Origin of the sequence: Streptomyces sp. NPDC047000 (assembly GCF_040644295.1) — a bacterium.
Classification (GTDB): Bacteria; Actinomycetota; Actinomycetes; order Streptomycetales; family Streptomycetaceae; genus Streptomyces.
The window spans coordinates 1-24698 of the sequence record NZ_JBEYWE010000004.1 but is presented as its reverse complement, the minus strand read 5'-3'; the positions used below and the strand labels follow the sequence as shown (position 1 = coordinate 24698).

The following is a 24698-nucleotide window of genomic DNA, read 5'->3' as shown; positions in this document are numbered from 1 at the left end:
CGCCCTTCACCCCCGGGGGTGCGATTCGGCGTTCTAACGTGGCCGTATGTCTTATTTCGACGCCGCCTCCGCCGTTCCGCTTCATCCCGTCGCACGCCAGGCCCTGCTGGCCTCCCTGGACGAGGGCTGGGCCGATCCCGCCCGGCTGTACCGGGAGGGGAGACGGGCCCGGCTGCTGCTGGACGCGGCCCGGGAGGCCGCCGCCGAGGCGGTGGGGTGCCGGGCGGACGAGCTGGTGTTCACGGCGTCGGGCACGCAGGCCGTGCACCTCGGGGTCGCCGGGGCGCTGGCCGGGCGGCGCAGGACCGGACGTCACCTGGTCGTGTCGGCGGTCGAGCACTCCTCCGTCCTCCATTCGGCCCAGCGGCTGGAGGACGGCGGCGGGACGGTGACCCGGGTGCCGGTGCTGCGTACGGGGGCGGTGACCGCGGCGGCGTACGGCGAGGCGCTGCGGGAGGACACCGCGCTGGCCTGCCTCCAGTCCGCCAACCACGAGGTGGGCACCGTGCAGCCGGTGGCCGAGGTGGCCGGCGTGTGCGGGGCGGCGGGGGTGCCGTTGCTGGTGGACGCGGCGCAGTCGCTGGCCTGGGGGCCGGTGGAGGACGGCTGGTCGGTGCTGACGGGCAGTGCGCACAAATGGGGCGGCCCGTCGGGGGTGGGACTGCTCGCCGTGCGCAAGGGGGTGCGGTTCGCTCCGCCGGGGCCGGTGGACGAGCGGGAGTCGGGCCGGGTGGCCGGGTTCGAGAACCTCCCGGCGATCGTGGCGGCGGCGGCCTCGCTCCGGGCGGTGCGGGCGGAGGCGGCCGGGGAGGCGCTGCGGCTGCGGGAACTGACGGAGCGGATCCGGGCCCGGGTGCCGGTGCTGGTGCCGGACGTGGAGGTGGTGGGCGATCCGGAGCGGCGGCTGCCGGGGGTCGTCACGTTCTCGTGCCTGTACGTCGACGGGGAGAGCCTGCTGCACGAGCTGGACCGGGCCGGTTTCTCGGTGTCGTCGGGGTCGTCGTGCACCAGCGGCACGCTGACGCCCAGCCATGTACTGAAGGCGATGGGGGTGCTGAGCGAGGGCAATGTGCGGGTGTCGCTGCCGCCGGGCACGCCCGAGGCGGAGGTGGAGCGGTTCCTGGAGGTGCTGCCGGGGGCGGTGGCCGGGGTACGGGAGAAGCTGGGCGCGCCCCCTTCGGCGGCCGGCGGCCCGGGGAGCGGTGAGGGGGTCGTGGTGGACGCGCTCGGGAAGCGGTGCCCCGTTCCGGTGATCGAGCTGGCGAAGGTCTTCGGTGACGTGCCGGTGGGCGGGCTGGTGCGGGTGCTGTCCGACGACGAGGCGGCGCGGCTGGACATCCCGGCGTGGTGCGAGATGCGCGGCCAGGAGTACGCCGGCGAGGAACCGGCGGACCAGGGTGCCGCCTATCTGGTCCGCCGGCTGTCCTGACGGGTCAGAGGAGGTGTTTCTTGACCTCCGTGGCGGCGTCGTCGCCGTATGCCTTGGTGAAGCGGTCCATGAAGTGGTTGCGCCGCAGCTGGTACTCCTGGGTGCCGACCGTCTCGATGACGAGGGTGGCGAGCATGCAGCCGACCTGCGCGGCGCGCTCCAGGCTGACGCCCCAGGCCAGGCCGGAGAGGAAACCGGCGCGGAAGGCGTCGCCGACGCCGGTGGGGTCGGACTTGCGCTCCTCGTCGGGGGTGCCGACCTCGATCGGGTCCTCACCGGCCCGCTCGACCCGGACACCGCGCGAGCCGAGGGTGGTGACGCGGGTGCCGACCTTGCCGAGGATCTCCTCGTCGCTCCAGCCGGTCTTGGCCTCGATGAGGCCCTTCTCGTACTCGTTGGAGAAGAGGTACGCCGCCCCGTCCAGCAGTATCCGGATCTCGTCGCCGTTCATCCGGGCGATCTGCTGGGAGAAGTCGGCGGCGAAGGGGATCTGGCGGGAGCGGCACTCCTCGGTGTGCCGGAGCATGCCCTCCGGGTCGTCGGCACCGATGAGGACCAGGTCGAGGCCGCCCACCCGGTCGGCGACGGTCTTCAGCTCGATGAGGCGGGCCTCACTCATCGCGCCGGTGTAGAAGGAGCCGATCTGGTTGTGGTCGGCGTCCGTGGTGCACACGAAGCGGGCGGTGTGCAGCGTCTCGGAGATGCGGACCGACTCGGTGTCCACCCCGTGCCGCTCCAGCCAGGCGCGGTACTCGTCGAAGTCGAAGCCCGCCGCGCCCACCAGGATCGGCCGGGAGCCGAGCTGGCCCATGCCGAAGGCGATGTTCGCGCCGACCCCTCCCCTGCGGACGTCGAGGTTGTCGACCAGGAAGGAGAGCGAGACCGTGTGCAGCTGGTCCGCGACGAACTGGTCGGCGAAGCGGCCGGGGAAGGTCATGAGATGGTCGGTGGCGATGGAGCCGGTGACTGCGATGCGCACGGCGGGAACTCTCCTGGGGGGAGGGGTATTGACGTTTCACGCTACCCGGTGGGGGCCTGCCTCTGAAGCATCCGAAACTACCCGATAGTAGCGCTTTCTTCGCAGGCTTCGGCATGCTTACGGTGCCGCTATGACGAACCTAAAGGTCCATGCCCCCGCTCCGGCGGACCTCTTCGGCCCGGTCGGCGACCTCGCCTCCCTGCGCGGCGACTGCGCCCGGATGGCCCCGCACTGGACGGTCCCCGAGCGCCCCGCCGCCCTCCCGGTGCCGCCGTCCCTGATCCACGGGGTGAAGGTCCCGGCCTCCTCGGCACATCTCCTGGACGCGATGTCCGACTACGGCGACTGACCGCCCGCCGGCCGGCCGGGGCGCCGAGCACCCGGTCGGAGCACACCACGGGAACCGCGCGCTCCCCCGCCGCGTCCCATCGCCGCACCCCGTACAGGGGAGGCGCGATACGCCCCGCGAGCCGGTTGCGGCCCGCCGGGGCCAGGGACAGCAGGGCGCAGCCGAAGGAGCGATGCGGTGACCACCGACGACCGACCCGAGCAGCACGACGGCACGCCCGGCACGCCCGGCGCACCGGACTCCGGCCCGGACCGGGCCGACGGGACATCCGGCCCGGCCTCCGGACCGGTCTCCGCACCGGACTCACCGGTGAGCGGGGGCGGGGCTCCGGCGCCCGGGGACCGCGCCGGGGATCCGGCGACGGCGGCCGGCGGCACGCGGCCGGACCCGCCGACCTCCGACGCGTCACGGCCTTCGGGCCCGGCGGAGGAACGCGGCACGGCGGCCGGCGGCACGGAGACGACGGCGGGGACTCCCGGCACGGACGCGGTGGAGGAGACCGCCGAGGCCGGCGCGGCCCGGGAGGGCGACCGCGGTGCCGTCGCCGCCGGTGAGCCCGCCGACGACGAGCACGATGTCGTCGAGGTGGGGGCGGCCGGCACCGGGAAGGGTGCGGGGCGGGACGTCCGGCGGCGGAGGCCCTCGGCGCTGGTGGCCGGTGTCGTCGCCGCCGTGCTCGTCGTCGGCGGCGGCGCCTATCTGGGTGCCTCCGCCCTGGGCGGAGGCGGCGGTGCCGGGGCCGCGGGGACGCCCGGGGTGCTCGTACTCGACGGGTACGGCGGCAGCGGCACCGGCGGTACCGGCGCTGTCGCGCCCGGGGAACCGAATCCCTACGGCACGGCCTACCGCGCCTCCGGCACCCTCCCCGGCGGTCCCCGTTCCGCGCCCGTGTACCGGGCCGCGGGTGAGGTCACCCGGAGCGACGTGGCGCGGCTCGCGAAGGCGCTCGGTGTCGACGGGACGCCGGTGACCGAGGGACCGGAATGGCGGGTGGGCCCCGGCCGGGACGGCACCGGGCCGAGTCTCCGGGTGAGCACGACGGCACCCGGCGCCTGGACCTTCAGCCGGTACGCCCCCGGCACCGACGGGTGCGGGAGCGGCACCGCCCGCTGCACCCCCGGCGCCTCGCCCTCCGCCTCCTCCGCCACGCCGGTGAGCGAGTCCGCCGCCGAGCGGGCCGCCGCCCCCGTGCTCGAGGCGCTCGGACAGGACGACGCCGCGGTGGACGCGGGCCGGCTCCTGGGCTCCCAGCGGGTGGTGAACGCGGATCCCGTGGTCGGCGACCTGCCCACCGACGGCTGGACCACCGGGCTCGCGATCGACGCGCAGGGCGAAGTGGCCGCCGGGACCGGCCGGCTGAAGATGCCGGTGCGCGGTGAGACGTACCCCGTGCTGAGCGCGCGGAAGACCCTGGACCTGATGAACGCCGCGCCGGGGAGCGACCACCGTATGGGCATCGGGGGCTGTGCCAGTCCCGTACCGCTCAAGGACCGGCTGGAAGCGCCCTGCGGGACCGGTACGACGGCCACGGCTGCCACCACGTCCACGGCGGCAGCCACCGCCGTCGTGGAGAAGGCGGTGTTCGGGCTGGCCGCGTACACCTCCGGCGGACGTCAGGTGCTGGTGCCGTCCTGGCTGTTCGAGGTACGGGAGGGCGGGCGGCGCGGTGCCACGGCCACGGTGGCCCGTCCGGCCGTCGATCCCCGGTACCTGGCCTCCTCCGCCTCCTCCGCGCAGCCGGTTCCCCTGCCGACCGGCACCGGCACCGGCGGCGCGCAGACCCGGGACATCGCCGTGGAGGGCTACCGGGCCGACGGCAGGGAGCTGACCGTGACCTTCACCAGCGGAGTCTGTGCCACCTTCCGCACCTCCGCCACCGAGGAGTCCGGCAAGGTGACCGTCAAGGTGACCGGGACGACGAGGCCCGGTACGGTCTGCGTCATGATCGCCAAGTTCTACGAGCAGGTCGTCGAGCTGGACCGGCCGCTCGGCGACCGGAAGGTGGTCGGCACCGACGGCAAGGAGATCCCGCGGGGCGAGCCGGGCAGGCGGGTGCCCGCCCCCACGGCCTCGTCCGCCCCTTCGGCCCGCTGAGTCACGAAAAGGCGGCGGCTCCCGCTCAGCGCGGGAGCCGCCGCCTTTTCCCTGTCCGTACGTACGCCGTACGGGCGACGCCGTACGGGCCGGTCAGCTGAAGGAGTCGCCGCAGGCGCAGGAGCCCGTCGCGTTCGGGTTGTCGATCGTGAAGCCCTGCTTCTCGATCGTGTCGACGAAGTCGACGGTGGCGCCGCCCAGGTACGGGGCGCTCATCCGGTCCGTGACGACCTTGACCCCGCCGAAGTCCTTCTCCACGTCGCCGTCGAGGGAGCGCTCGTCGAAGAAGAGCTGGTAGCGCAGGCCGGAACAGCCGCCGGGCTGGACGGCGACGCGCAGCGCGAGGTCGTCACGGCCTTCCTGCTCGAGCAGAGCCTTGACCTTGGACGCCGCGGCGTCGGTCAGAACGATGCCGTCGGTGACGGTGCTGGTCTCGTCCGATACGGACATCTACATCTCTCCCGGGTTGTACGGAGACTGCTTGCCGACGAGTGCAACCGGCACGTTCCCGGATTCATTCCGGGTCCGCGGATCACTCCGGGCCGAGCACTGTGTGGTGTCCCTGCCCCTTCATGCTCGCACATGCCCGCCGAAGCGGTCACTGGCCCTAGGTCGGGTCCGGTGCCGTGCCAGGAGGGCCGCCGGGATTCACGTCACATGGACGCTATGGCCGTCGTCAATATGACGTGAAGCGGTTATGATAGATAGCGTCAATTCGACGAAAAGGCGCGTCCGCCTGACCCGCCGGCCCGGCCTCCGGACCGGTGAGCCGCAGAAACCGCAGAACAGAAAGGGTGCGTGTCGTGACCACCGCCCAGACCCAGGAGCTCGACGTACAGCCGACGCCCCTCGCCCTGCTGCTCCTCGGCCGCGAGGCCGACCCGCGGAGCGAGCGCGGCGTCGAGTGTCCCGGTGACCTGCCCGCGCCGTCCGACCCGGACCTGGTGGAGCGCGCCCGCGCCGCCAAGGAGAAGCTCGGGAACAAGGTCTTCGTGCTCGGCCACCACTACCAGCGTGACGAGGTCATCCAGTTCGCGGACGTCACCGGCGACTCCTTCAAGCTCGCCCGTGACGCGGCGGCACGGCCGGAGGCCGAGTACATCGTCTTCTGCGGTGTCCACTTCATGGCCGAGTCCGCGGACATCCTGACGGGCGACGACCAGAAGGTCGTGCTGCCGGACCTGGCCGCGGGCTGTTCGATGGCCGACATGGCCACCGCCGAGCAGGTCGCCGAGTGCTGGGACGTGCTGGCCGAGGCCGGCGTGGCCGAGCAGGTCGTGCCCGTGTCGTACATGAACTCGTCCGCCGACATCAAGGCGTTCACGGGCCGGCACGGCGGCACGATCTGCACCTCGTCCAACGCCCGCCGGGCCCTGGAGTGGGCGTTCAGGCAGGGCGAGAAGGTGCTGTTCCTCCCCGACCAGCACCTCGGGCGCAACACCGCCGTGCGGGACATGGGCATGTCCCTGGAGGACTGCGTCGTCTACAACCCGCACAAGCCGAACGGCGGACTGACCGCCGGGCAGCTGCGGGACGCGAAGATGATCCTCTGGCGCGGTCACTGCTCGGTGCACGGCCGCTTCACCCTGGACTCCGTCAAGGACGTGCGCGAGCGGGTCCCCGGCATCAACGTCCTGGTCCACCCGGAGTGCACGCACGAGGTCGTCATGGCCGCGGACCACGTGGGCTCGACCGAGCACATCATCAAGACCCTGGAGGCCGCCCCGGCCGGCTCCAAGTGGGCGATCGGCACGGAGCTGAACCTGGTCCGCCGTCTGGCGAACCGTTTCGCTCCCGAGGGCAAGGAGATCGTGTTCCTCGACCGCACGGTCTGCTTCTGCTCCACGATGAACCGTATCGACCTCCCCCACCTGGTCTGGGCCCTGGAGTCCCTGGCGGACGGCAAGGTCGTCAACCGCATCCGGGTCGACGAGGAGACGGAGCGCTTCGCGAAGCTGGCTCTCGAGCGGATGCTCGCCCTGCCGTAGGCGCTCCCCCTGCCGAAACACCGGAGGCCCGGTACGCGCGACGAGCGCGTACCGAGCCTCCGTGCCGTGCGGTCTCCTTGCCGTGCGGCAGGGGTCCGCCTGGGCCTCATACCGTGGCGGGCTCCCTGGGCTCGTCCGACTCCGTCTCCGGTCCGGCCCCCGGACCCTGCCCGGTGTCCTTCCCCCGCCGCTTCGCCGCCCGCTTCGCGGCCCGCCGCTCCGTGCGGAGTTCGAGCATCGCGTAGAGCGTGGGGACGAGGAGCAGGGTCAGCAGGGTCGAGGTGACCAGACCGCCGATCACCACCACGGCCAGCGGCTGGGCGATGAAACCACCCTCACCGGTGACACCGAGGGCCATCGGGAGCAGGGCGAAGATCGTCGCCAGGGCCGTCATGAGGATCGGGCGCAGCCGGTGCCGGCCGCCCTCGATCACGGCCTCGACGACGCCGTGGCCCTGGGCGCGGTACTGGTTGATCAGGTCGATCAGCACGATCGCGTTCGTCACCACGATGCCGATCAGCATCAGCATGCCGATCATCGCGGGGACGCCCATCGGGGTGCCGGTCACGATCAGCAGGCCGAGCGCGCCGGTCGCCGCGAACGGGATGGAGACCAGCAGGATCAGCGGCTGGGCCAGCGAACGGAACGTCGCGACCAGCAGCAGGAAGACGATCGCGATCGCCGCGAGCATCGCCAGACCGAGGTTCTTGAACGCGTCGTCCTGGTCGGAGGTGACGCCGCCGATCTGGGCCGTGGCGCCGGCCGGGAGCTTCAGCGCCTTGATCTTGGCCTGGAGCTTCGTGCTCACCGCGCCGGTGTTGTCGGCGGTCGGCTTGGCGGTGACGGTGGCGGCCCGCTGGCCGTCGATACGGGTCAGGGAGACGGGTCCGTCGACCAGCTTCACCGTGGCGATGTCACCGAGCTTCACCGGGCCGAGCGGCAGGTTCTCCAGCTGCGCCAGCGTGGCGGCCGGTTTCGCCGAGCGGATGACGACGTCGCGCTCGGTGTCGTCGAGGACGACCTTGGCGGCCGTGGTGCCCTTCACGGACTGTGCCACCGCCGCGCCGAGGGTCTGGTCGGTGAAGCCCGCGGCGGCCGCCTTGCTGTTGGCCTTCACGGAGATCCTCGGCACGCTCTGCGCGAGGTCGCTGGTGACGTCGGTGACGTCGTCCAGGCTCGCGACGGCCTTCCTGACCTGCTCCGACGCCGTGCGCAGCACCTCCGCGTCGGACGCCTTGACGACGACACCGAGGTCCTGGCTGCCGAAGCCGGCGCCCGCCGTGAGGGTCGTGGTGCCGATGCCCTTGAGACCGTGCAGACCGTCGGTGATGCGCCGCTCGACCGCGTCGTAGGACGCCGAGTCGTCCAGCATGACCTGGTACGACGCCTGGTTGGAGCTGGTGGCGCCGCCGAACGCGGCCAGGAAGCCGGAGGAGCCGATGGTGACCTGGTAGTCCTTGACGCCGTCGATGCCGGAGAGCAGCTTCTCGACCTTGCGCGCCTGGACGTCCGTGGCGGCCAGGCTGGTGCCGGGCGTCAGCTCCTGCTTGACGGTGAGGACCTCCTGGTCGCCCGCGTCGAAGAAGTTGGTCTTCAGCAGCGGCGCCATGCCGAAGGTGCCGAGCAGCACCACCACGGCGATCAGCACACTGGTGAGACGGCGCCGGGTGGCGAACCGCAGGACGGGGACGTAGAACCGCTGGAGACGGCTGTTCGCCTCCTTCTCCTCCGCCTGCCTGCGGGCCTCGCCGGCGTCCTCGGGGGTGTCCTTGGGGGCGCGCAGGAACCAGTACGACAGCACCGGCACCACCGTCAGCGAGACGATCAGCGACGCCAGCAGCGCCGCCGTGACGGTGAGGCTGAACGCGCCGAACAGCGCGCCCACCATGCCGCCGACCAGGCCGATCGGCAGGAACACGGCGACCGTGGTGAGGGTCGAGGAGGTCACGGCCCCGGCGACCTCGCGCACCGCGCCGAGGATGGCCTCCTGGCGTTCCTCGCCGTAGCCGAGGTGGCGCTTGATGTTCTCCAGGACGACGATCGAGTCGTCCACGACCCGGCCGATGGCGATGGTCAGCGCGCCCAGCGTCAGCATGTTCAGCGACAGGTCGCGCGTCCACAGCACGAGCAGGGCCAGCACGACGGACAGCGGGATCGACACCGCCGTCACCAGCGTCGAACGCACCGACGCCAGGAACACCAGGATGATGACGATCGCGAAGAGCAGACCGAGGCCGCCCTCGGTGGTGAGGCCCTTGATGGACTTGGACACGGCCGGGCCCTGGTCGCTGACGACCGTGATGACGGTGCCGGAGCCGAGATCCCCCCGCAGGCCGGGCAGCTTGTCCCGGACGGCGTCCGAGATCGCGACCGCGCTGCCGTCGTGGTCCATGGTGACGCTGACGGACAGGCTGGGCCTGCCGTCGGTGCGGGTGATCGAGTCGGCGGTGGCCTCCTCCTGCTTCACCGTGGCGACGTCGCCGAGCGGTACCGGCTTCCTGACGCCCTCGCCGGTGACCATCAGGTCCTGGATCTGCCGTACGGAGGTGTAGCCGCTGCCGACCTGGACGGTGCGGTTCTTGCCCGCCTCGTCGAAGGAACCGGCCGGGACGGTGACGCCGCCGGTCTGCAACGCCTGGGCGAGGGCCGCGGGGGTGAGCCCGGCGCGGGCCAGCTTCGCCTGGTCGGGGGTGACGGTGACCTGGAGGTCCCGTACGCCGTCCACGGTGACCCGGCCGACGCCGTCGATGTTCTTCAGCACCGGCACCACGCTCTTGTCGAGCTGGTCGGCGAGGGCCTGCTGGTCCTTGCCGGAGGTGACGGCGAGCACGACGGTCGGCATGTCGTCCGTGGAACCGGCGACGACCTGCGGGTCCACGGAGTCCGGCAGCTGGGCGCGGGCCCGGTTGACGGCGAGCTGGACGTCGGCGACCAGGCGCTTGGTGTCGTTGCCGTAGTCGAAGGACGCCATGATGACGGCGCTGCCCTCACTGGCCTTGGAGGTGACGCCGGTGATGCCGTCGACGGCCTCGACCGTGTTCTCGATCGGCTCGACGACCTGCTTCTCCACCACGTCGGGCGAGGCGCCCGGGAAGGGCACCACCACCGACACCATGGGCAGTTCGATGGTGGGCAGGAGCTGCTGCTTGAGCTGGGGGATGGCGATCGCGCCGAAGACGACGGCGACGATCGAGATCAGACCTATGAGGGCCCGTTGGGCGAGGCTGAACCGGGACAGCCGGGACATGGAGCGGGGGTCTCTCTTCCGTGAGCGGGAACGGGCGGGGCGGGCGCGCGGGAACGGGCGTGGGCGTGCGGCGGTGAGCCGCGGCCGGGCGCGCCGGTCGGGCGGGGCGGGCGAGGGTGGATCGTGAGGGTGGGCGGGCGGGTGCGAGTAGGCGTGCGGGCGGGCGCGTGCGGGGCCGCGCTCCTACACCCTGGTCCATGGAGGGGGTGATTCCGTAAGCCCCAGGTCCATTTCGCGCGGTGCCGGATACTGCCGCCGCAGTAGGCGGGGCGGAGGTCAGTCCACCCGCGGACGGACCAGCCCGGACTCGTACGCGATCACCACCAGCTGGGCCCGGTCCCGGGCGCCCAGCTTGGCCATGGCCCGGTTGACGTGGGTCTTCACCGTGAGCGGGCTGACCACCAGGCGTTCGGCGATCTCGTCGTTGGAATGGCCCCCGGCGACCTGTACCAGCACCTCGCGCTCCCGGCCGGTGAGCGCGTCCAGCCGTTCCGCGCCGGCCGGACCCGTCCCGCCGTCCGCCCGGTCGCCGCCCTGGGCGAGGAAACGGGCGATGAGCCCCTTCGTCGCCACCGGGGACAGCAGCGCCTCACCGCCGGCCGCGACCCGGATGGCGTTCAGGAGCTCCTCCGGTTCGCTGCCCTTGCCGAGGAAACCGGAGGCGCCGGCGCGCAGCGACTGCACGACGTAGTCGTCGACCTCGAACGTCGTCAGGATCACCACCCGGACCTTCGCCAGGTCCGGGTCCGCGCTGATCAGGCGGGTGGCCGCGAGGCCGTCGGTGCCGGGCATCCGGATGTCCATCAGGACCACGTCCGCGCTCCGCTCCTTGGCCAGCCGCACCGCCTCGGCGCCGTCGGCCGCCTCACCGACGACCGCCATGTCGGGCTCGGAGTCGACGAGCACGCGGAACGCGCTGCGCAGCAGGGCCTGGTCGTCGGCGAGCAGGACGCGGATGGTCATGTCGGGGTCCTCGGAGTCCTCGGGAGTTCGGTGGCGGTCGCGGGTCACGCCGGGCGGCCGCTCATACGCGGCTCTCCGCCGCGCGGGTGCGGGGTCTCAGCGGGAGGATCGCATGGACGCGGAAGCCGCCGCCGTAGCGGGGGCCCGTCGTGAGGGTCCCGGCGAGGGCGGTGACCCGTTCGCGCATCCCCAGCAGTCCGTGCCCGCCGCCCTGGACGGGCAGCGGCTCGTCGTCGGGGCGGCCGTCGTCCAGCACCGTGATCTCCACGTTCGGTCCCACCCGTACGACGCTGACCTCGGCCCTCGCCGCCGTGCCCGCGTGTTTCTGGGCGTTGGTGAGGGCCTCCTGGATCACCCGGAACGCCGCCAGGTCCACGGCGGCGGGCAGTACGGCGCCCAGGTCGGACCGCGCGACCTCCACCCGCAGTCCGGCCTTGCGGAAGGTGCCGACCAGTTCCTCCAGGCGGTCCAGGCCGGGGGCCGGTTCGGTGGGCGCCTCCGGATCGCCGGACTGGCGCAGCAGACCGACCGTCGCCCGCAGTTCGTTCAGCGCGGACCGGCTCGCCTCGCGGACGTGCGCGAGGGCCTCCTTGGCCTGGTCGGGCCGTTTGTCCATGACGTGCGCCGCCACACCGGCCTGCACGTTCACCAGGGCGATGTGGTGGGCGACCACGTCGTGCAGGTCGCGGGCTATCCGCAGCCGTTCCTCGGCGACCCTGCGGCGGGCCTCCTCCTCGCGGGTGCGCTCCGCCCGCTCGGCGCGCTCCTGGATCGCCCGCACCACCGCCTTGCGGCTGCGCACCGCGTCGCCCGCCGTGGCGCCGATGCCGGTCCACGCGAAGATCGCCAGGTTCTCCTGGGCGTACCACGGCAGCGGGCCCGCCAGCATCGCGGCACCCGTCAGGACGGTCACGGTGAGCAGGCCGACCCGCAGGGTGGTGGTGCGGTCGGTGCTGACGGCGACGGTGAACAGGGCCACCACCGCCGACATCGCCACCGGGGCGCGCGGGTCGCCGGTGACGCTCTCGAGCAGCGTCGCCGTGCCCGTCACCGCCAGTACCGGGAGCGGGGCGCGGCGGCGCAGCACGAGGGCCGCGGCGGCGGCGACGATCAGCAGCAGGCTGAGCGGGTCCGGGGTGCGGACGCCCCATGCCGTGCTCCTGTCGCCGTGCGGGTCGATCAGCGCGCTGACGATCATGCACAGCAGGACGGCGGCGGCGAGGGCGGCGTCGAGGACGAGCGGGTGTGCGCCGAGCTTGCAGCGGGCCCGGTCCAGTGCGGTCACGTGTCCGCCCGTTTCTGAGAGGTGAGCGGAGTCGTCCCCGCCGGGCGCGAGGACGGACGGCCGGCGAGGGCCGTCGCCGCGCGGGCGGGCGGATCTGTGCGGGTCACGGGTCACGGGTCCCGTCCGGGTCCGCAGGTCCGTGGGGGTCCGCGCGGTTCCGCGGGTCCGTGGGGGTCCTCAGCCCGGGATCAGGCCGTCGTCGCTCAGGAGGTCCCGGACCTCGTCGAGGGTGGCGTCCGGGGACGGGAGGATGAGGTCCGAGGGTTGCAGGGTGTCGGGGGGCAGCGGGGTGCCGAGGTCGCGGACCTTGGTCAGGAGCGACTGGAGGGTGCGGCGGAAAGCGGGACCGTCGCCGTTCTCCATCTCGGCCAGGAGTTCGTCGTCCAGGGTGTCGAGTTCGGTGAGGTGGCTCTTCGCCAGCCTCACCTGTCCCTCGCCCATGATCCGTACGACCATCTCGCCCGTGTCGCCCATGTCCGTCTCCTCGGCGTGGCCCCGGATGCGGTCTCCGGGGTGCTACTGCTTGTCGAAGCGCGGGGTGTCCTGCGGCTGCTGCTGGGGCTGACCCTGGCCGGTGCCGCCCTCGATGGCCTGCGGGGCCGCCGTGCCTCCGGCCAGCTCGGCCTTCATGCGCTGCAGTTCCAGCTCTACATCCGTACCACCGGAGATGCGGTCGAGCTCGGCGGCGATGTCGTCCTTGTGCATACCGGTGGGGTCGTCGAGGGCACCGGAGGCGAGGAGCTCGTCGATGGCTCCCGCGCGGGCCTGGAGCTGGGCGGTCTTGTCCTCGGCACGCTGGATGGCCAGGCCGACGTCGCCCATCTCCTCCGAGATGCCGGAGAACGCCTCGCCGATCCGGGTCTGGGCCTGGGCGGCGGTGTAGGTGGCCTTGATGGTCTCCTTCTTGGTGCGGAAGGCGTCGACCTTGGCCTGGAGGCGCTGCGCCGCGAGGGTGAGCTTCTCCTCCTCGCCCTGGAGCGTGGAGTGCTGGGTCTCCAGGTCCGTCACCTGCTGCTGGAGCGCGGACTTGCGGGACAGTGCCTCGCGGGCGAGGTCCTCGCGCCCGAGCGCGAGCGCCTTGCGGCCCTGGTCCTCCAGCTTGGAGGACTGCTGCTGAAGCTGGTTCAGCTGCAGTTCCAGGCGCTTGCGCGACGTGGCCACGTCGGCGACACCCCGGCGCACCTTCTGCAGCAGCTCCAGCTGCTTCTGGTACGAGTAATCCAGGGTTTCGCGCGGGTCCTCGGCCCGGTCAAGGGCCTTGTTCGCCTTCGCGCGGAAGATCATCCCCATACGCTTCATGACACCGCTCATGGGCTTCGCGCGCCCCCTTCTGACCGACTTGAGCTCAAGCGACCCTGCAACAGAACCCACAGTACGGGCCCTGCATCCATTACCGCACTGTTCGGGGACCGATGCGCTCATCCCCAAGGACGACTGTGCACGGCCGCGCTCCGGCGTGAGGAGTAGGTGGCCCCCGAAGGCTCCGTGCCGCACACCGAGCGAACCGTCCGCGACGTCCCCTCTGTCCCCACTACAGACGAATGGTGTTGCCGGATCGTTCCCCGGGGGACGGGGGTCCACACCCCGCCACCCCGTACCCTTGGGTTTTGTGTTCCGTAGCCGTGCCAAAGAAGAGAAGGCCCCCGCCGACAAGGCGCCGGTGAACTTCTCCAAGCAGACCCGCGACCCGCAGGCTCCCAAGGGCCGCCCCACGCCGAAGCGCAGTGAGGCACAGTCCCAGCGCCGCAGTGTCGCCAGTACGCCCTCGACGCGCAAGGACGCGGCCAAGCGGCAGCGCGAGGACCGCCGGGCGCAGATGGAGCGGCAGCGCCAGGCGCTCGCGGGCGGTGACGAGCGGTATCTCCCGGCCCGGGACAAGGGCCCGGTCCGCAAGTACGCCCGTAACTACGTCGACTCGCGCTACAACGTCGCCGAGTTCTTCCTGCCGATGGCCGTGATCATCCTGGTCATGACCCTGGTGCGGGCGGCGGCGATCCAGCAGATCGCGCTGCTGCTGTGGCTCGTGGTGATCGTCCTCATCGTGCTGGACTCGGTCTTCAGCGGCATGCGGCTGCGCAAGCGGCTCGCCGAGCGCTTCCCCGACCAGAACCGCCGGGGTGCCGTTCCCTACGCCCTGATGCGCTCCCTCCAGCTGCGTCGGCTGCGGCTGCCGAAGCCGCAGCTCAAGCGCGGGGAGAAGTTCTGACAGCGGCCGCTTTCACCGGGGACGCGGCGGACGCCTGGCTGAGCAGGCTCGGCGCGCTGCGTGATGCCGTGCGCCAGGAACTGGTGGCCCGGCAGCTCGACGAGCAGATAGCCGGGCGTTTCCCGGTCGGGCAGCGGCTGCGGGTGCTCGACGTGGGAATGGGCCAGGGCACGCAGGCGCTGCGGCTCGCGCGGGCCGGTCATCAGGTGACGGGCGTCGAGCAGGACCCCACGATGCTGACCGCGGCCCGGCAGGCCCTGGACGCCGAACCGCCCGGCATCCGGGAACGCATGCGGATCGTCGAGAGCGACGGCCGGGACACCGGTGTGCACTTCCTGCCCGGCGGCTTCGACGTGGTGCTGTGCCACGGCGTGCTGATGTACGTCGAGGAGCCCGACCCCCTGCTGGCGGGGCTGGCCCGGATGCTCGCCCCGGGCGGGCTGCTCTCCCTGCTGGTGCGCAACGGCGACGCGCTCGCCATGCGGCCCGGCCTCTACGGCGACTGGGCCGGCGCGCTCGCCGCCTTCGACACCACCGCCTACCTCCCCCATTCTCGGACAGACTCGAACGGGGGGACCCCCATCCGCCTCGGGCCGGACGTCCGCGCGGACCGGCTGGCCACCCTCACCGCCACCCTCGCCGGCATCGGCGCCCCGCTGCACACCTGGTACGGCGTACGCGTCTTCACGGACACCGCGGCGGACGACGCGCCGCTCCCGGCGGACCCGGAGACACTGCTGGCGGTGGAGGAGCGGGCCGGGCGCACCGATCCGTACCGCGGGGTCGCGGCGCTGCTGCATCTGTGCGGCGTACGCGGCTGACGTGCCCCCCCGGCAGGACCGGCCGAACCGGTCAGGAGCCGGAGGGGGAGGACGACGGGCGGCCGGTCGAGAGCCGCCCGTCCGCTCACGACGTCTTGTCGGCGTGCAGGCTCATCGGCCCGTAGATCTCCGTGCTCTCCTCGAACAGCCGCACCTGGTCCGCGCCGCCCTCCAGCAGTTCCTTCCAGTTCTCCCCGATCCAGGACTCGGCGTCCCCCTGCGTGGTGAACTCCTCGGGCAGCACCGCGGGCTGGACCTCCGCCCCGTCGGTCTTCTCGAACCGCCACGTCCACGCCACCATGTACGCCTCCCTGGTGTGACCACACTGCACGGCGGGAGCCGGTTCGGATCCGGCTCCTGATCAGAGCCTATGCGCTCCGCCCGGTGTGACGTCAGAGGCGGTCGGGGGCCATGGGCGCGCAGCGGGCCCCGCCGCACGGGAAAATCGGTGCGTGGACCTCACTCTGCTCGGCACCGGTGCCCCTGCGGGACTGCCCCGCCCCGACTGTCCCTGCGCCGCGTGCGCCACCGCGACCGGCCCGGACGCCCGCGCGGCGACCGCGCTGCTGGTCGACGGGGTGCTGCTGTTCGATCTGACGCCGGGCGCGGCGTTCGCGGCGGCCCGCGCGGGCCGGTCGCTGGGCACCGTCGGCCAGGTGCTGCTGACGCATCCGCACGACGGCCCCGCACTGGAGGTGCCCGCGGGCGTGCCGCAACCCGGCCGGGTGCCGGACGGACAGGAGTTGACGCTGCTGACGGGGCACCGGGTGCGGGCCCTGGCGACGGACTCGCCGGGCACGGGCTACGCGGTGACCGGGCCGGCCGGGCAGCGGCTGCTGTATCTGCCGCCGGGCGCCGCTCCGGCGGGTCTGGAGGAGGGTTCCGGACCGCCGTACGACATGGTCCTCGCCGATGCCGTGGCGCGGCCGGACGCGCTGGCCCGGCTGCGGGCCGCGGGCGCGGTGGGTCCGACGACCGACGTCGTCGCCGTGCACCTGGACCACGACGTGCCCCCGGGCGGCGAACTGCGGCGGCGGCTCGCGGCGGCCGGGGCGCGGGCGGTGCCGGACGGCACGACGCTGACGGTGGGCGAGTACGAGGCCGTGCCCGACGTGCCGCGCCGCACCCTGGTGCTGGGCGGGGCCCGCTCCGGGAAGTCGGTGGAGGCGGAACGGCGCCTGGAGTCCTTCCCGGACGTGCGCTACGTCGCCACCGGCGGCACCCGGGGCGGCGACACCGAGTGGGCGGACCGGGTGACGGCGCACCGGGAGCGGCGGCCCGGTTCGTGGCGGACCGAGGAGACCTGCGACCTGGTCCCCCTGCTCGCGGTCCAGGGACCGCCGTTGCTGATCGACTGCCTGTCGCTGTGGCTGACGGACGCGATGGACTCCGTGGGCGCCTGGGACGACGCGATGTGGGCGGACGGCGGGGAGCGGGCGCTGCGCGAGCGGGTGCGGGAACTGACGCAGGCGGTACGGGCCACGCGGCGCACCGTCGTCGCCGTCTCCAACGAGGTGGGCTCGGGCATCGTCCCCGCCACTCCCTCCGGGCGCCGCTACCGCGACGAACTCGGCCGCCTGAACGCGGCGTTCGCGGCGGAGTGCGAGCAGGTGGTGCTGGTGACGGCGGGCCAGGCCCTGGTCCTGCGGGGCTGACGGCGGGGCTGTCCCTCGCTCCTCTGGCCTACGGCCCTCCGGTCCACGGCCCGGTCGGCGGGCCGTCCCCGGCCGGGGCCTTGCGGGCGACGACGCGGTAGGCGTTGGAGAAGCGGGTCCGGCGCAGCAGGGGCGCCAGGGTGTGGTCCACGGCCGCCGCCGCCAGCACCAGAGGGGTGCCCGCCGGGCGCAGGGGGGCCGGCAGGGCGCGGGCCAGGAGCAGGGCCAGGGCCGCCGAGAGGTCGTACGGGACATGGGCACCGCGGCGGTCCGTCGACACGATCTCGCAGCCCCGCGCCTCCAGTTCGGCGCACAGGTTGTCCAGCGGCAGCAGGTGCAGCTGGCGGATCCGGCTGTGCGGGAACCACCAGGGGCCGAGCAGCGCGCCGAACGCGCAGGCCGGGTCGGGGACCTCGACGACCAGGTGGCCGCCGGGGCGCAGCACGGCCAGGGCGGCGCGGAGTTCCTCGCGCGGGTCGGGGGTGCGGCCGAGGTGGTGGAACAGGCTGACCACGTCGTAGCGGCCGCGGAGCCGTTCCTCGATCCGCGGGTCCGTCAGCCGGCCGACGTGGGCCTCCTCGATCCGTCCGGCCTCCCGGGCGGCGATCACGCGCGGGGTGGGGTCGAGGCCGTCGAAGGCGGTGTACGGGAAGACGTCGCGCGCGGCCTCCGGGAAGCGGGCGTGGCCGGTGCCGACGTCCAGCCAGCTCTCCGGCTCGGGGAAGGGCAGCAGGGCGCGGGCGGCGGCGAGACGGTGGCGGCGATGGCGGCGGCGGTCGGGCGGGGGTCCGGGCAGGGTGCCGGGCAGGGGCCTGGGCAGGGCGGGTCCCTCCGGCACGGGGGGCGGGTTGCGGAACGCGTGGGCGCAGTCACGGCATTCGTCGACGGCGGACGCCGTCCGGGGCGTCGCCCGGGGGTGCGGGCGCAGCCTGGTGCGCAGCCGGACGGAGCCGCACCAGGGGCAGTCGTCGCGGCGCGGCGCGGGCGGGCCGCCGGCTGGGGGCGGCGGGGTGGACGGCATGAGCGCTCCCGGACGGCACGACGGGATCGGACGGAGAGGACGGGATCGGACGGAGAGGACGGGTTCGGACGGAGGGGACGGGTTCGGACGGAGGGGACGGGAAGGGCCGGGCGGGCAGGGGCAGGCGGGCGAGTTCGGACAGGCGTGCGACAATTCGCAACAAACCAGACGTCGTACCGGAACGTAAAGGATCACGATCCCGGGTGCAACGACGTGACCCCCGTGTGGTGGTGACGTGGCGCCGTTCCGTTCGGCCGGTGCCGGTACTGTTCGGCGAATGACCACGCTTAATCTCGACGACTTCACCGATCTGATCGAGCGCCCCGACGGCGGGGTCCGGCGTGACGCCGAGGCGTACCGGGAGCGCCGGACCGTGCGGCCCGGCTCGCTGGGGCGCCTCGACGACCTGGGCGAGTGGCTGGCCGCCGCCCAGGGCGCCGTGCCGGTGCGGCCGGTCGAGCGGCCGAAGGTGCTGCTGTTCGCCGGCGACCACGGCGTCGCGGCCCTGGGCGTGTCGGCGCGTCCCGCGGGCGGGGCCGGGCAGCTGGTGCGGGCGGTCCTCGACGGCGCGAGCCCGGTGGCGGTGCTGGCGCGGCGGCTCGGCGTACCGGTGCGGATCGTCGACATGGCGCTGGACTGCCCGCCCGAGTCGCTGCCTCAGGACGTCGTACGGCACCGGGTGCGGCGCGGCAGCGGCCGTATCGACGTCGAGGACGCACTGACGGCCGAGGAGGCCGAGGCCGCGCTGCGGGCCGGGATCGCGGTGGCCGACGAGGAGGCCGACTCCGGTACGGACCTCGTGGTGCTCGGCGACCTCAGCGTCGGCGGTACGACGGCGGCGGCGGTGCTGGTGGGCGCGCTGTGCGGGACCGACGCCTCCGTGGTGACCGGGCGGGGCGGCCAGGCCATCGACGACCTGGCCTGGATGCGCAAGTGCGCGGCGATCCGGGACGCGCTGCGCCGGGCGCGTCCGGTCCTCGGGGACCAGTTGCAGCTGCTGGCCACGGTGGGCGGCGCCGATCTGGCCGCCATGACGGGCTTCCTGCTGCAGTGCGCGGTGCGCAAGCTGCCGGTGGTGCTGGACGGTGTCGTCGCCGCCGCGTGCGCGCTGACCGCCCAGCGGGTCGCCTTCCGGGCGCCGGACTGGTGGCTGGCGGGGCACAGCAGCGGTGAGCCGGGGCAGGCGAAGGCACTGGACCGGATGGCGCTGGAGCCGCTGCTCGACCAGGGGGTGACCGTCGGGGAGGGCGTGGGCGCGCTGCTCGCCCTGCCGCTGGTACGGGCCGCGGCGGCGCTGGCCGCCGAACTGCCGGAGAAGGAAGCCGAACTCCCGGGGGAGGAAGAGGAAGGGGAAAAGGAGCCGGGGACGACACCGGCGCCGCGCGCGGAGAACGGCACGGATCCCGGCGCGTGAGGAGAATCACGGGCCCACGGGGAACCGTCCGGCCGCGGGGGACCGAAAAGAGCGGTTCGTCCCCCCGGCCCCCATATGATCCTGGCTCATGGGCGATACGCGGATCACCGCAGACCAAGACCACAGGCCCCTCTCGCAACGGGCCGCCGCCTACGCCGTGTGGTATCTGCGGGCGGTCGCGTTCGTCAATTTCCTGAGCGCGATCTGGGTCTCCCTCGGCCAGGACGTACGGCGGCACAACCAGCAGAACCTCTTCACGCCGTACCTGCTGACCGCGGGCTTCGCCTCCGGGGTGTTCACCGCGTTCCTCGCGGTCACCATGCGGCGCCGCAAGCGCGCGGCGTGGATCCTCAACCTGGCGCTCAGCGGCCCGTTCCTGGGGCTGTTCTGCTTCGCCATGTCCTTCCCCGAGATCCGGCGGTACGCGCAGAACTGGATCTCGGTGCTGCTCACCGCCGCCTTCGTGGCCGCGCTGCTGGTGGGGCGCCGGGAGTTCTACGCGAAGGGCGACCGTTCCAACCCGAGGCTCGCCGCCGTCGTGGCCGTCGGCGGACTGCTGGTGTCGTCGCTGCTCGCCGGGCTCCTGGTCACCGTCACCAACCGCGCGCCGGACGCGAGCCGTTCGACCTTCGCGGAACGCTGGCACTACGGCACCCTGCGACTGGTCACCGTCACGGTCGACGAGTCGCACTTCCCGGGGATCGCGGCACCCAACTGGGTGAACGTCGCCATCAACGTGCTGAGCACCGCGCTGGTCGTCGCCGTCGCCTACGCCGCGTTCCGCGCCCGGCGGGCCGTGGATCCGCTCACCGAGGACGACGAGAAGCGGCTGCGGGCCCTGCTGGAGCGGCACGGCGACCGGGACTCGCTCGGCTACTTCTCGCTGCGCCGGGAGAAGAGCGTCGTCTGGTCGCCGACCGGGAAGGCGGCCGTCGCCTACCGGGTGGTGGGCGGGGTGTCGCTGGCGTCCGGCGATCCGATCGGCGACCCGGAGGCCTGGCCGGGCGCCATCGCCCCGTGGCTCGCCGAGGCCCGCGCGCACGGCTGGATCCCGGCGGTGATGGGGGCGGGCGAGGAGGCCGGCACCGTCTACGCCCGGCACGGACTCGACGCCCTCGAACTCGGTGACGAGGCGCTCGTCGAGGTCGCCGAGTTCACCCTGGAGGGCCGCGCCATGCGCACCGTGCGGCAGGCCCACAACCGGGTGAGGCGGGCCGGGTACACCGTGCGCATCCGGCGCCACGAGGACATCCCCGCCGGCGAGACGGCGCACCTCGTCGAGCGCGCCGACGACTGGCGGGACGGTGCCACCGAGCGCGGGTTCAGCATGGCCCTGGGACGGCTCGGGGACCCGGAGGACGGGCGCTGCGTGATGCTCGAGTGCCATGACGCCGAGGGCACACTGCGGGCGCTGCTGTCCTTCGTGCCGTGGGGACCGCACGGACTGTCGCTCGACCTGATGCGGCGCGACCGGGACTCCGACAACGGTCTGATGGAGTTCATGGTCATCGAACTGCTGCGCCGGGCGGGCGAGATCGGCATCACGCAGGTCTCCCTGAACTTCGCGATGTTCCGCTCGGTGTTCGAGCGGGGCGGGCGGCTGGGCGCCGGGCCGGTGCTGCGGCTGTGGCGGTCGCTGCTGAGCTTCTTCTCGCGCTGGTGGCAGATCGAGTCGCTGTACCGCGCCAACGCCAAGTACCGACCGATCTGGGAGCCGCGGTTCCTGCTCTTCGAGAAGAGCTCGGACCTGCCCCGCATCGGGGTGGCGGCGGCCCGCGCGGAGGGCTTCCTGGAGGCCCCGGGCCTGCCGAAGTGGCTGCACCGCAGACATCTGGAGACCCACCGGTGACCGCTGCGGCGCGGCTCCGCGGCACGCCTCCCGGCCGGGTCGCCCGGCCCGGGAGCGGCGGGCGGTGAAGGTGCTCGCCCGCTGGGCCCGTGCGGAGTGGGGACTGCTGTGGGTCACCGTGCGTGAGCCGCTGCTGAAGGGGCCCCGGCGGTTACCCGGGGCGGTCCCGATGGCGCTCACGGCGGTGGGGCTCACCGCGCTGCTGCAACTGGTGCAGAACCAGTCGTGGGGCCACCGACCGGTCGTGCAGGCCGGCGGGGTACGCGCCGCCGACCCCCTGGGCCTCGCCCTGCTGCGCACCCCGCTCTCCCTCTTCGTCCCCGCCCTCGACCTGCCGGTGTGGGGCGCGCTGGTGCAGATCCTGTTCGTGTTCGGGATCTCCGAGATCTGCCTCGGCTGGTGGCGGACCCTCACGATCGCCTACGTCGCCACCCTCGCCGGCACGCTCTACGCGCGCGTGGGCATCGCCCTGGGCCCCGGCAGCCCGCTCGGACTGCCCGCCTCCGACGCCCGGGTCGTGGACACCGGGCCCTCGGCGGCGGTCGTGGGCCTCGCCGTGTACGTCGGCTGGCGCTACGGCGCCCATGTCACGGCGATCGCGGTGGTCGTGGCGATAGCGGCCGAGGTGGCGGTGAAGGAGAACCTCGCCGGGAAGGAGCACGTCGCGGCCATCGTCGGGGTGCTGCTGCTCATGGCCGTCCGCGCCGTCGCCGTACGGTGGGCGCGGGGCCGCGGCGCGGGCGGGCGGTGAGGTGTCTCGCCCCCGTCGCCCCTTCCCGTTCCCGTCCCCGGGGGCTTCGCCCCCGGACCCCCGGACCTGCGGCTCCGCCGCGCGGGCGGTGCGGCCGCAGCGGTCAGCGGTGGTCAGGCAGCCTCGCCGGATCCGGGCCACGGCCCGGGGGCGACCCCCGTTCCGCGCCGGGGCCGGGCGGTGGGGGTGGGTCCGGGCGGCCGCCTATCCAGTCCTGCAAGGTTCGGCTCGGGCCGGCCCAGCGGCGGTCGTGGCGGTAGGCGCGTCGGGCGGCGCGGGCCCGGGCCTGCGGGCGGCGGCGGTAGAAGCGGCGGGCCCAGGGCGAGCCGGGGCGGGCCAGCCGGACGGCTCCGACCAGGGCCACCACCGGGATGATCACCCCGAACACCGCCAGCAGGGGTTTCCCCTTCACCAGCGCGATGACCGCGAACAGTACGTTCACCCCCACGGTGGAGAGCACGGCGCCCCGGTCCTGGAGCTCCGCCTGCGAGAGGTCGTTGACCCCGAACGGCGCGAATCCGACGAGCATCAGCCCCACCAGCGCCGCCGTGACCACCACCATCTCGACGCTCTGCCGCCCCTCCTCGCTCCAGTAGACGTCGTCCAGGTGGAGGATCAGCGCGAACTCGTCCAGCACCAGCCCCGCGCCGATCCCGAACAGCACCGCCGAGACGGACGCGCCGATGGCGTTGCCGTTGCTGGCGGCGGCCCCGAACCCGCCCACCACCGTGAGGATCACCCCGGGCACCACGTGATGGATGTGCAGTCCGCCCGCCCGGACATTGCCGAACGGCCCCTTGCCCGCGCGGATCATCCGGACGACGACCCGGGTCACCAGGAACGTCGTCATGAACGCGATCAGCGCCAGCAGCAAGGGCAGCTTGCCGGGTTCGACGACGTTCCGGTACAACCAGTGCCCCATACGTCAAGTTTGCCCTGATCACCGCGGTGGCGCCTCCCTGTAGCCTGCCGCCGTGCCCGAGATCCCGTCGCCGCCGCGGCAGCCGTCCCGACCGTCCGTACCGCCGCTGCACGGACCGCGGTTCGCCTTCGGCACGCTCACCGTGCTGCCGGTCACCGTGCACCGCTGGGACCGGGACGCCGCGCGGGGCGGGATGCTGAGCGCTCCGCTGGCGGGGCTGGTCGTGGGCGGCTGCGCCGCCGTCGCCGGGCTGCTGCTGCTCTCCCTCGGCTCCGGTGGGCTGCTGGCCGCCGTCGGCTCCGTCGCCGTGTGCGCCCTGCTCACCCGGGGTCTGCATCTGGACGGGCTCGCCGACACCGCGGACGGGCTGGGCAGCGCGAAACCGGCCGAGGACGCGCTGCGGATCATGAAGCAGTCGGACATCGGTCCGTTCGGCGTGATCACGCTGCTGTTCGCGCTGCTCGCGCAGGTCGCGGCGCTGGCACGGGTCTACGACGGCTCGTGGGCGGGCGGGGCGCTCGCCGTGGTGGTGGCCGCGGTCACCTCCCGGGCGGCGCTCACGCTGGCCGCGCGGGACGGGGTGCCCGCGGCCCGGCCGGAGGGGCTGGGAGCGGCGGTCGCGGGCGTGGTGCCGGTGCGGTCCGCCTGGGCGGCGGCGGGGACGGTCGCGCTGGCCGCCGCGGCGGCGGGCAGCGGGTTCGGCGGGTTCGACGCCGTACGGTCGGGCGGCGCGGCGCTGCTGGCGCTGGGGGCGGGGGAACTCCTGCTGCGGCGCTGCGTCCGCCGCTTCGGCGGGATCACGGGTGATGTGTTCGGCGGGGTGGAGGAGACCGTCTTCACCGTCGCGGTGGTCGTGGCGGCCCTGGGACGGTAGCCGGACTCCCGTCCCTGGTGGCCGCGGGTGCGTCGTGGCCGGTCGGGTCCGCGGGGCGGAGCCGCGTCCCGGCACGGCCCCGCGCCCCGGGAACGCGCGCCACCGCTTCCGGCAGCGCGCCCCACGGACGGGTGCCCGTGCCCGGGGCCGCGCAGTGCAGGGCCGCGCCCCTCGCGCGGGACAGCGCGCCCGCGTCCGCTCCCGGTGGGGTGCCGTGGACCAGGTGGCAGGTCAGGGGTCCCGCGGGGCCGTACCAGGGCGGGCCCTGGAGGTGGCGGTACGCCGTCCAGGGACCCTCGAAGGTGATCAGGACGTCGGCGATCTCCGCGTAGCAGGGGTGCGGGGGTGTACCGGGGTTCAGGGCGACCGTGGCGCAGCCGGCGGCCCGGGCGGCGCAGGCCAGGCGGCGGTAGTGGGGGAAGCGGTGCGGGTCGGCCGCCGCCCGGTCGAGGAGGACGCCGTCGACGGCGTACCAGGCGCGGTGGTACGCCAGGTCGCGCAGGACGTCGCCGACCGGACGGCGGCCGTGGCCGGTGTCGGTGTACCCGAGCACCCGTACCCCCGCGGCCCGCAGCCGGGCGGCCACCGCGGCGTACGCGGGGTCGGGCCGCGGGCCGGGGCCGCCGGCCGGGTTGAGGACCACGCCGTACAGCCGTGGCGCGGCCGCGATCAGGGCTTCCCAGTCGGCGGGGCGGGCGGACGGGTGCTCGTAGTACGGGACCAGCAGTGCGGTCATCGGTGGGCGGTGGCCCTTCCCAGCAGGGTGCGCTGACGGTGGCGGCCCCGCCGCCGGCCCCGCCCGGTGGCGGGCGCGGCGGCGGGGGGCCGGGGGCGCCCCCGGCCGTTAGGGA

Annotated in this window: 22 protein-coding genes; 11 read left to right on the top strand and 11 right to left on the bottom strand. The window is 73.7% G+C overall.

From position 1 onward, the window contains the following. Positions 1 to 46: 46 nt before the first annotated feature. Positions 47 to 1429, top strand: a complete 1383-nt coding sequence (locus ABZ862_RS08875) for an aminotransferase class V-fold PLP-dependent enzyme (protein ID WP_360954622.1) — start codon at positions 47 to 49, stop codon at positions 1427 to 1429. A gap of 4 nt (positions 1430 to 1433) precedes the next feature. Here ABZ862_RS08875 and ABZ862_RS08870 read toward each other — a convergent pair whose 3' ends face one another. Beyond that, entirely contained in the window at positions 1434 to 2408 is a 975-nt protein-coding gene (locus ABZ862_RS08870; protein ID WP_360954619.1) for a carbohydrate kinase family protein, read from the bottom strand. A 130-nt stretch (positions 2409 to 2538) separates the two neighbouring features. Between ABZ862_RS08870 and ABZ862_RS08865 the strand changes: the two genes are divergently transcribed. Further along, positions 2539 to 2757, top strand: coding sequence for a hypothetical protein (locus ABZ862_RS08865; RefSeq protein ID WP_360954616.1), 219 nt, complete (start codon positions 2539 to 2541; stop codon positions 2755 to 2757). A gap of 177 nt (positions 2758 to 2934) precedes the next feature. After that, positions 2935 to 4851 (top strand): hypothetical protein, encoded by a 1917-nt coding sequence (locus tag ABZ862_RS08860; RefSeq protein WP_360954613.1) that lies wholly within the window; start codon positions 2935 to 2937, stop codon positions 4849 to 4851. Between the two features lie 93 nt (positions 4852 to 4944). Here the strand turns inward: ABZ862_RS08860 and ABZ862_RS08855 are convergent, their stop codons facing one another. Then, the gene (locus ABZ862_RS08855) at positions 4945 to 5301 is read right to left on the bottom strand and encodes an iron-sulfur cluster assembly accessory protein (protein ID WP_360954610.1); all 357 of its coding nucleotides are present in this window, start codon (positions 5299 to 5301) and stop codon (positions 4945 to 4947) included. A gap of 353 nt (positions 5302 to 5654) precedes the next feature. Here ABZ862_RS08855 and nadA point away from each other — a divergent pair, with 353 nt between their 5' ends. Then, positions 5655 to 6839 (top strand): quinolinate synthase NadA, encoded by a 1185-nt coding sequence (gene nadA, locus ABZ862_RS08850; RefSeq protein WP_360954607.1) that lies wholly within the window; start codon positions 5655 to 5657, stop codon positions 6837 to 6839. Between the two features lie 106 nt (positions 6840 to 6945). Here the strand turns inward: nadA and ABZ862_RS08845 are convergent, their stop codons facing one another. The 5 genes from ABZ862_RS08845 to ABZ862_RS08825 all read right to left on the bottom strand — a co-directional run bounded on the left by ABZ862_RS08845 (position 6946) and on the right by ABZ862_RS08825 (position 13633). Beyond that, positions 6946 to 10086: an efflux RND transporter permease subunit gene (locus tag ABZ862_RS08845; RefSeq protein WP_360954604.1), complete on the bottom strand. Its 3141-nt coding sequence runs from the start codon at positions 10084 to 10086 to the stop codon at positions 6946 to 6948. 276 nt (positions 10087 to 10362) lie between these two features. Then, the gene (locus ABZ862_RS08840; RefSeq protein WP_360954601.1) at positions 10363 to 11049 is read right to left on the bottom strand and encodes a response regulator transcription factor; all 687 of its coding nucleotides are present in this window, start codon (positions 11047 to 11049) and stop codon (positions 10363 to 10365) included. A gap of 61 nt (positions 11050 to 11110) precedes the next feature. Beyond that, positions 11111 to 12334, bottom strand: coding sequence for a sensor histidine kinase (locus ABZ862_RS08835; protein WP_360954598.1), 1224 nt, complete (start codon positions 12332 to 12334; stop codon positions 11111 to 11113). Positions 12335 to 12511: 177 nt separating this feature from the next. Next, positions 12512 to 12790, bottom strand: coding sequence for a hypothetical protein (locus tag ABZ862_RS08830; protein ID WP_360955485.1), 279 nt, complete (start codon positions 12788 to 12790; stop codon positions 12512 to 12514). 60 nt (positions 12791 to 12850) lie between these two features. After that, positions 12851 to 13633: a PspA/IM30 family protein gene (locus ABZ862_RS08825; protein WP_360954595.1), complete on the bottom strand. Its 783-nt coding sequence runs from the start codon at positions 13631 to 13633 to the stop codon at positions 12851 to 12853. 223 nt (positions 13634 to 13856) lie between these two features. Between ABZ862_RS08825 and ABZ862_RS08820 the strand changes: the two genes are divergently transcribed. Both ABZ862_RS08820 and ABZ862_RS08815 read left to right on the top strand, forming a co-directional pair. Further along, a complete protein-coding gene (locus ABZ862_RS08820; protein ID WP_360955483.1) occupies positions 13857 to 14540 on the top strand; it encodes a DUF3043 domain-containing protein in 684 nt (227 codons plus the stop codon). An 83-nt stretch (positions 14541 to 14623) separates the two neighbouring features. Continuing rightward, positions 14624 to 15361 (top strand): methyltransferase domain-containing protein, encoded by a 738-nt coding sequence (locus tag ABZ862_RS08815; protein WP_360955481.1) that lies wholly within the window; start codon positions 14624 to 14626, stop codon positions 15359 to 15361. An 85-nt stretch (positions 15362 to 15446) separates the two neighbouring features. Here ABZ862_RS08815 and ABZ862_RS08810 read toward each other — a convergent pair whose 3' ends face one another. After that, a complete protein-coding gene (locus ABZ862_RS08810) occupies positions 15447 to 15662 on the bottom strand; it encodes a hypothetical protein (protein WP_360954592.1) in 216 nt (71 codons plus the stop codon). Positions 15663 to 15813: 151 nt separating this feature from the next. Between ABZ862_RS08810 and ABZ862_RS08805 the strand changes: the two genes are divergently transcribed. Then, on the top strand, positions 15814 to 17016 hold the full coding sequence (locus ABZ862_RS08805) for a bifunctional adenosylcobinamide kinase/adenosylcobinamide-phosphate guanylyltransferase (RefSeq protein WP_360954589.1): 1203 nt from the start codon (positions 15814 to 15816) through the stop codon (positions 17014 to 17016). Between the two features lie 28 nt (positions 17017 to 17044). Here the strand turns inward: ABZ862_RS08805 and ABZ862_RS08800 are convergent, their stop codons facing one another. After that, positions 17045 to 18037 carry a class I SAM-dependent methyltransferase gene (locus ABZ862_RS08800; protein ID WP_360954586.1) on the bottom strand — a complete coding sequence of 331 codons (993 nt, stop codon included), beginning with the start codon at positions 18035 to 18037 and terminating at the stop codon, positions 17045 to 17047. Positions 18038 to 18314: 277 nt separating this feature from the next. Here ABZ862_RS08800 and cobT point away from each other — a divergent pair, with 277 nt between their 5' ends. The 3 genes from cobT (at position 18315) to ABZ862_RS08785 (ending at position 22051) form a co-directional block, all read left to right on the top strand. Next, on the top strand, positions 18315 to 19451 hold the full coding sequence (gene cobT, locus ABZ862_RS08795; RefSeq protein ID WP_360954583.1) for a nicotinate-nucleotide--dimethylbenzimidazole phosphoribosyltransferase: 1137 nt from the start codon (positions 18315 to 18317) through the stop codon (positions 19449 to 19451). An 88-nt stretch (positions 19452 to 19539) separates the two neighbouring features. Continuing rightward, on the top strand, positions 19540 to 21300 hold the full coding sequence (locus tag ABZ862_RS08790) for a phosphatidylglycerol lysyltransferase domain-containing protein (protein ID WP_360954580.1): 1761 nt from the start codon (positions 19540 to 19542) through the stop codon (positions 21298 to 21300). 64 nt (positions 21301 to 21364) lie between these two features. Beyond that, on the top strand, positions 21365 to 22051 hold the full coding sequence (locus tag ABZ862_RS08785) for a hypothetical protein (protein WP_360954577.1): 687 nt from the start codon (positions 21365 to 21367) through the stop codon (positions 22049 to 22051). Positions 22052 to 22154: 103 nt separating this feature from the next. On the opposite strand, the gene ABZ862_RS08780 is transcribed toward ABZ862_RS08785, so the two are convergent. Continuing rightward, a complete protein-coding gene (locus ABZ862_RS08780; protein WP_360954574.1) occupies positions 22155 to 22973 on the bottom strand; it encodes a hypothetical protein in 819 nt (272 codons plus the stop codon). A 61-nt stretch (positions 22974 to 23034) separates the two neighbouring features. On the opposite strand from ABZ862_RS08780, the gene ABZ862_RS08775 reads away from it, so the two are divergent. Then, complete coding sequence (locus ABZ862_RS08775; RefSeq protein WP_360955479.1) at positions 23035 to 23847, top strand: adenosylcobinamide-GDP ribazoletransferase; 813 nt, start codon at positions 23035 to 23037, stop codon at positions 23845 to 23847. Here the strand turns inward: ABZ862_RS08775 and ABZ862_RS08770 are convergent. Next, positions 23810 to 24583 (bottom strand): spherulation-specific family 4 protein, encoded by a 774-nt coding sequence (locus ABZ862_RS08770; RefSeq protein WP_360954571.1) that lies wholly within the window; start codon positions 24581 to 24583, stop codon positions 23810 to 23812. The two genes, ABZ862_RS08775 and ABZ862_RS08770, sit on opposite strands and share 38 nt — an antisense overlap. Between the last annotated feature and the right edge of the window lie 115 nt (positions 24584 to 24698).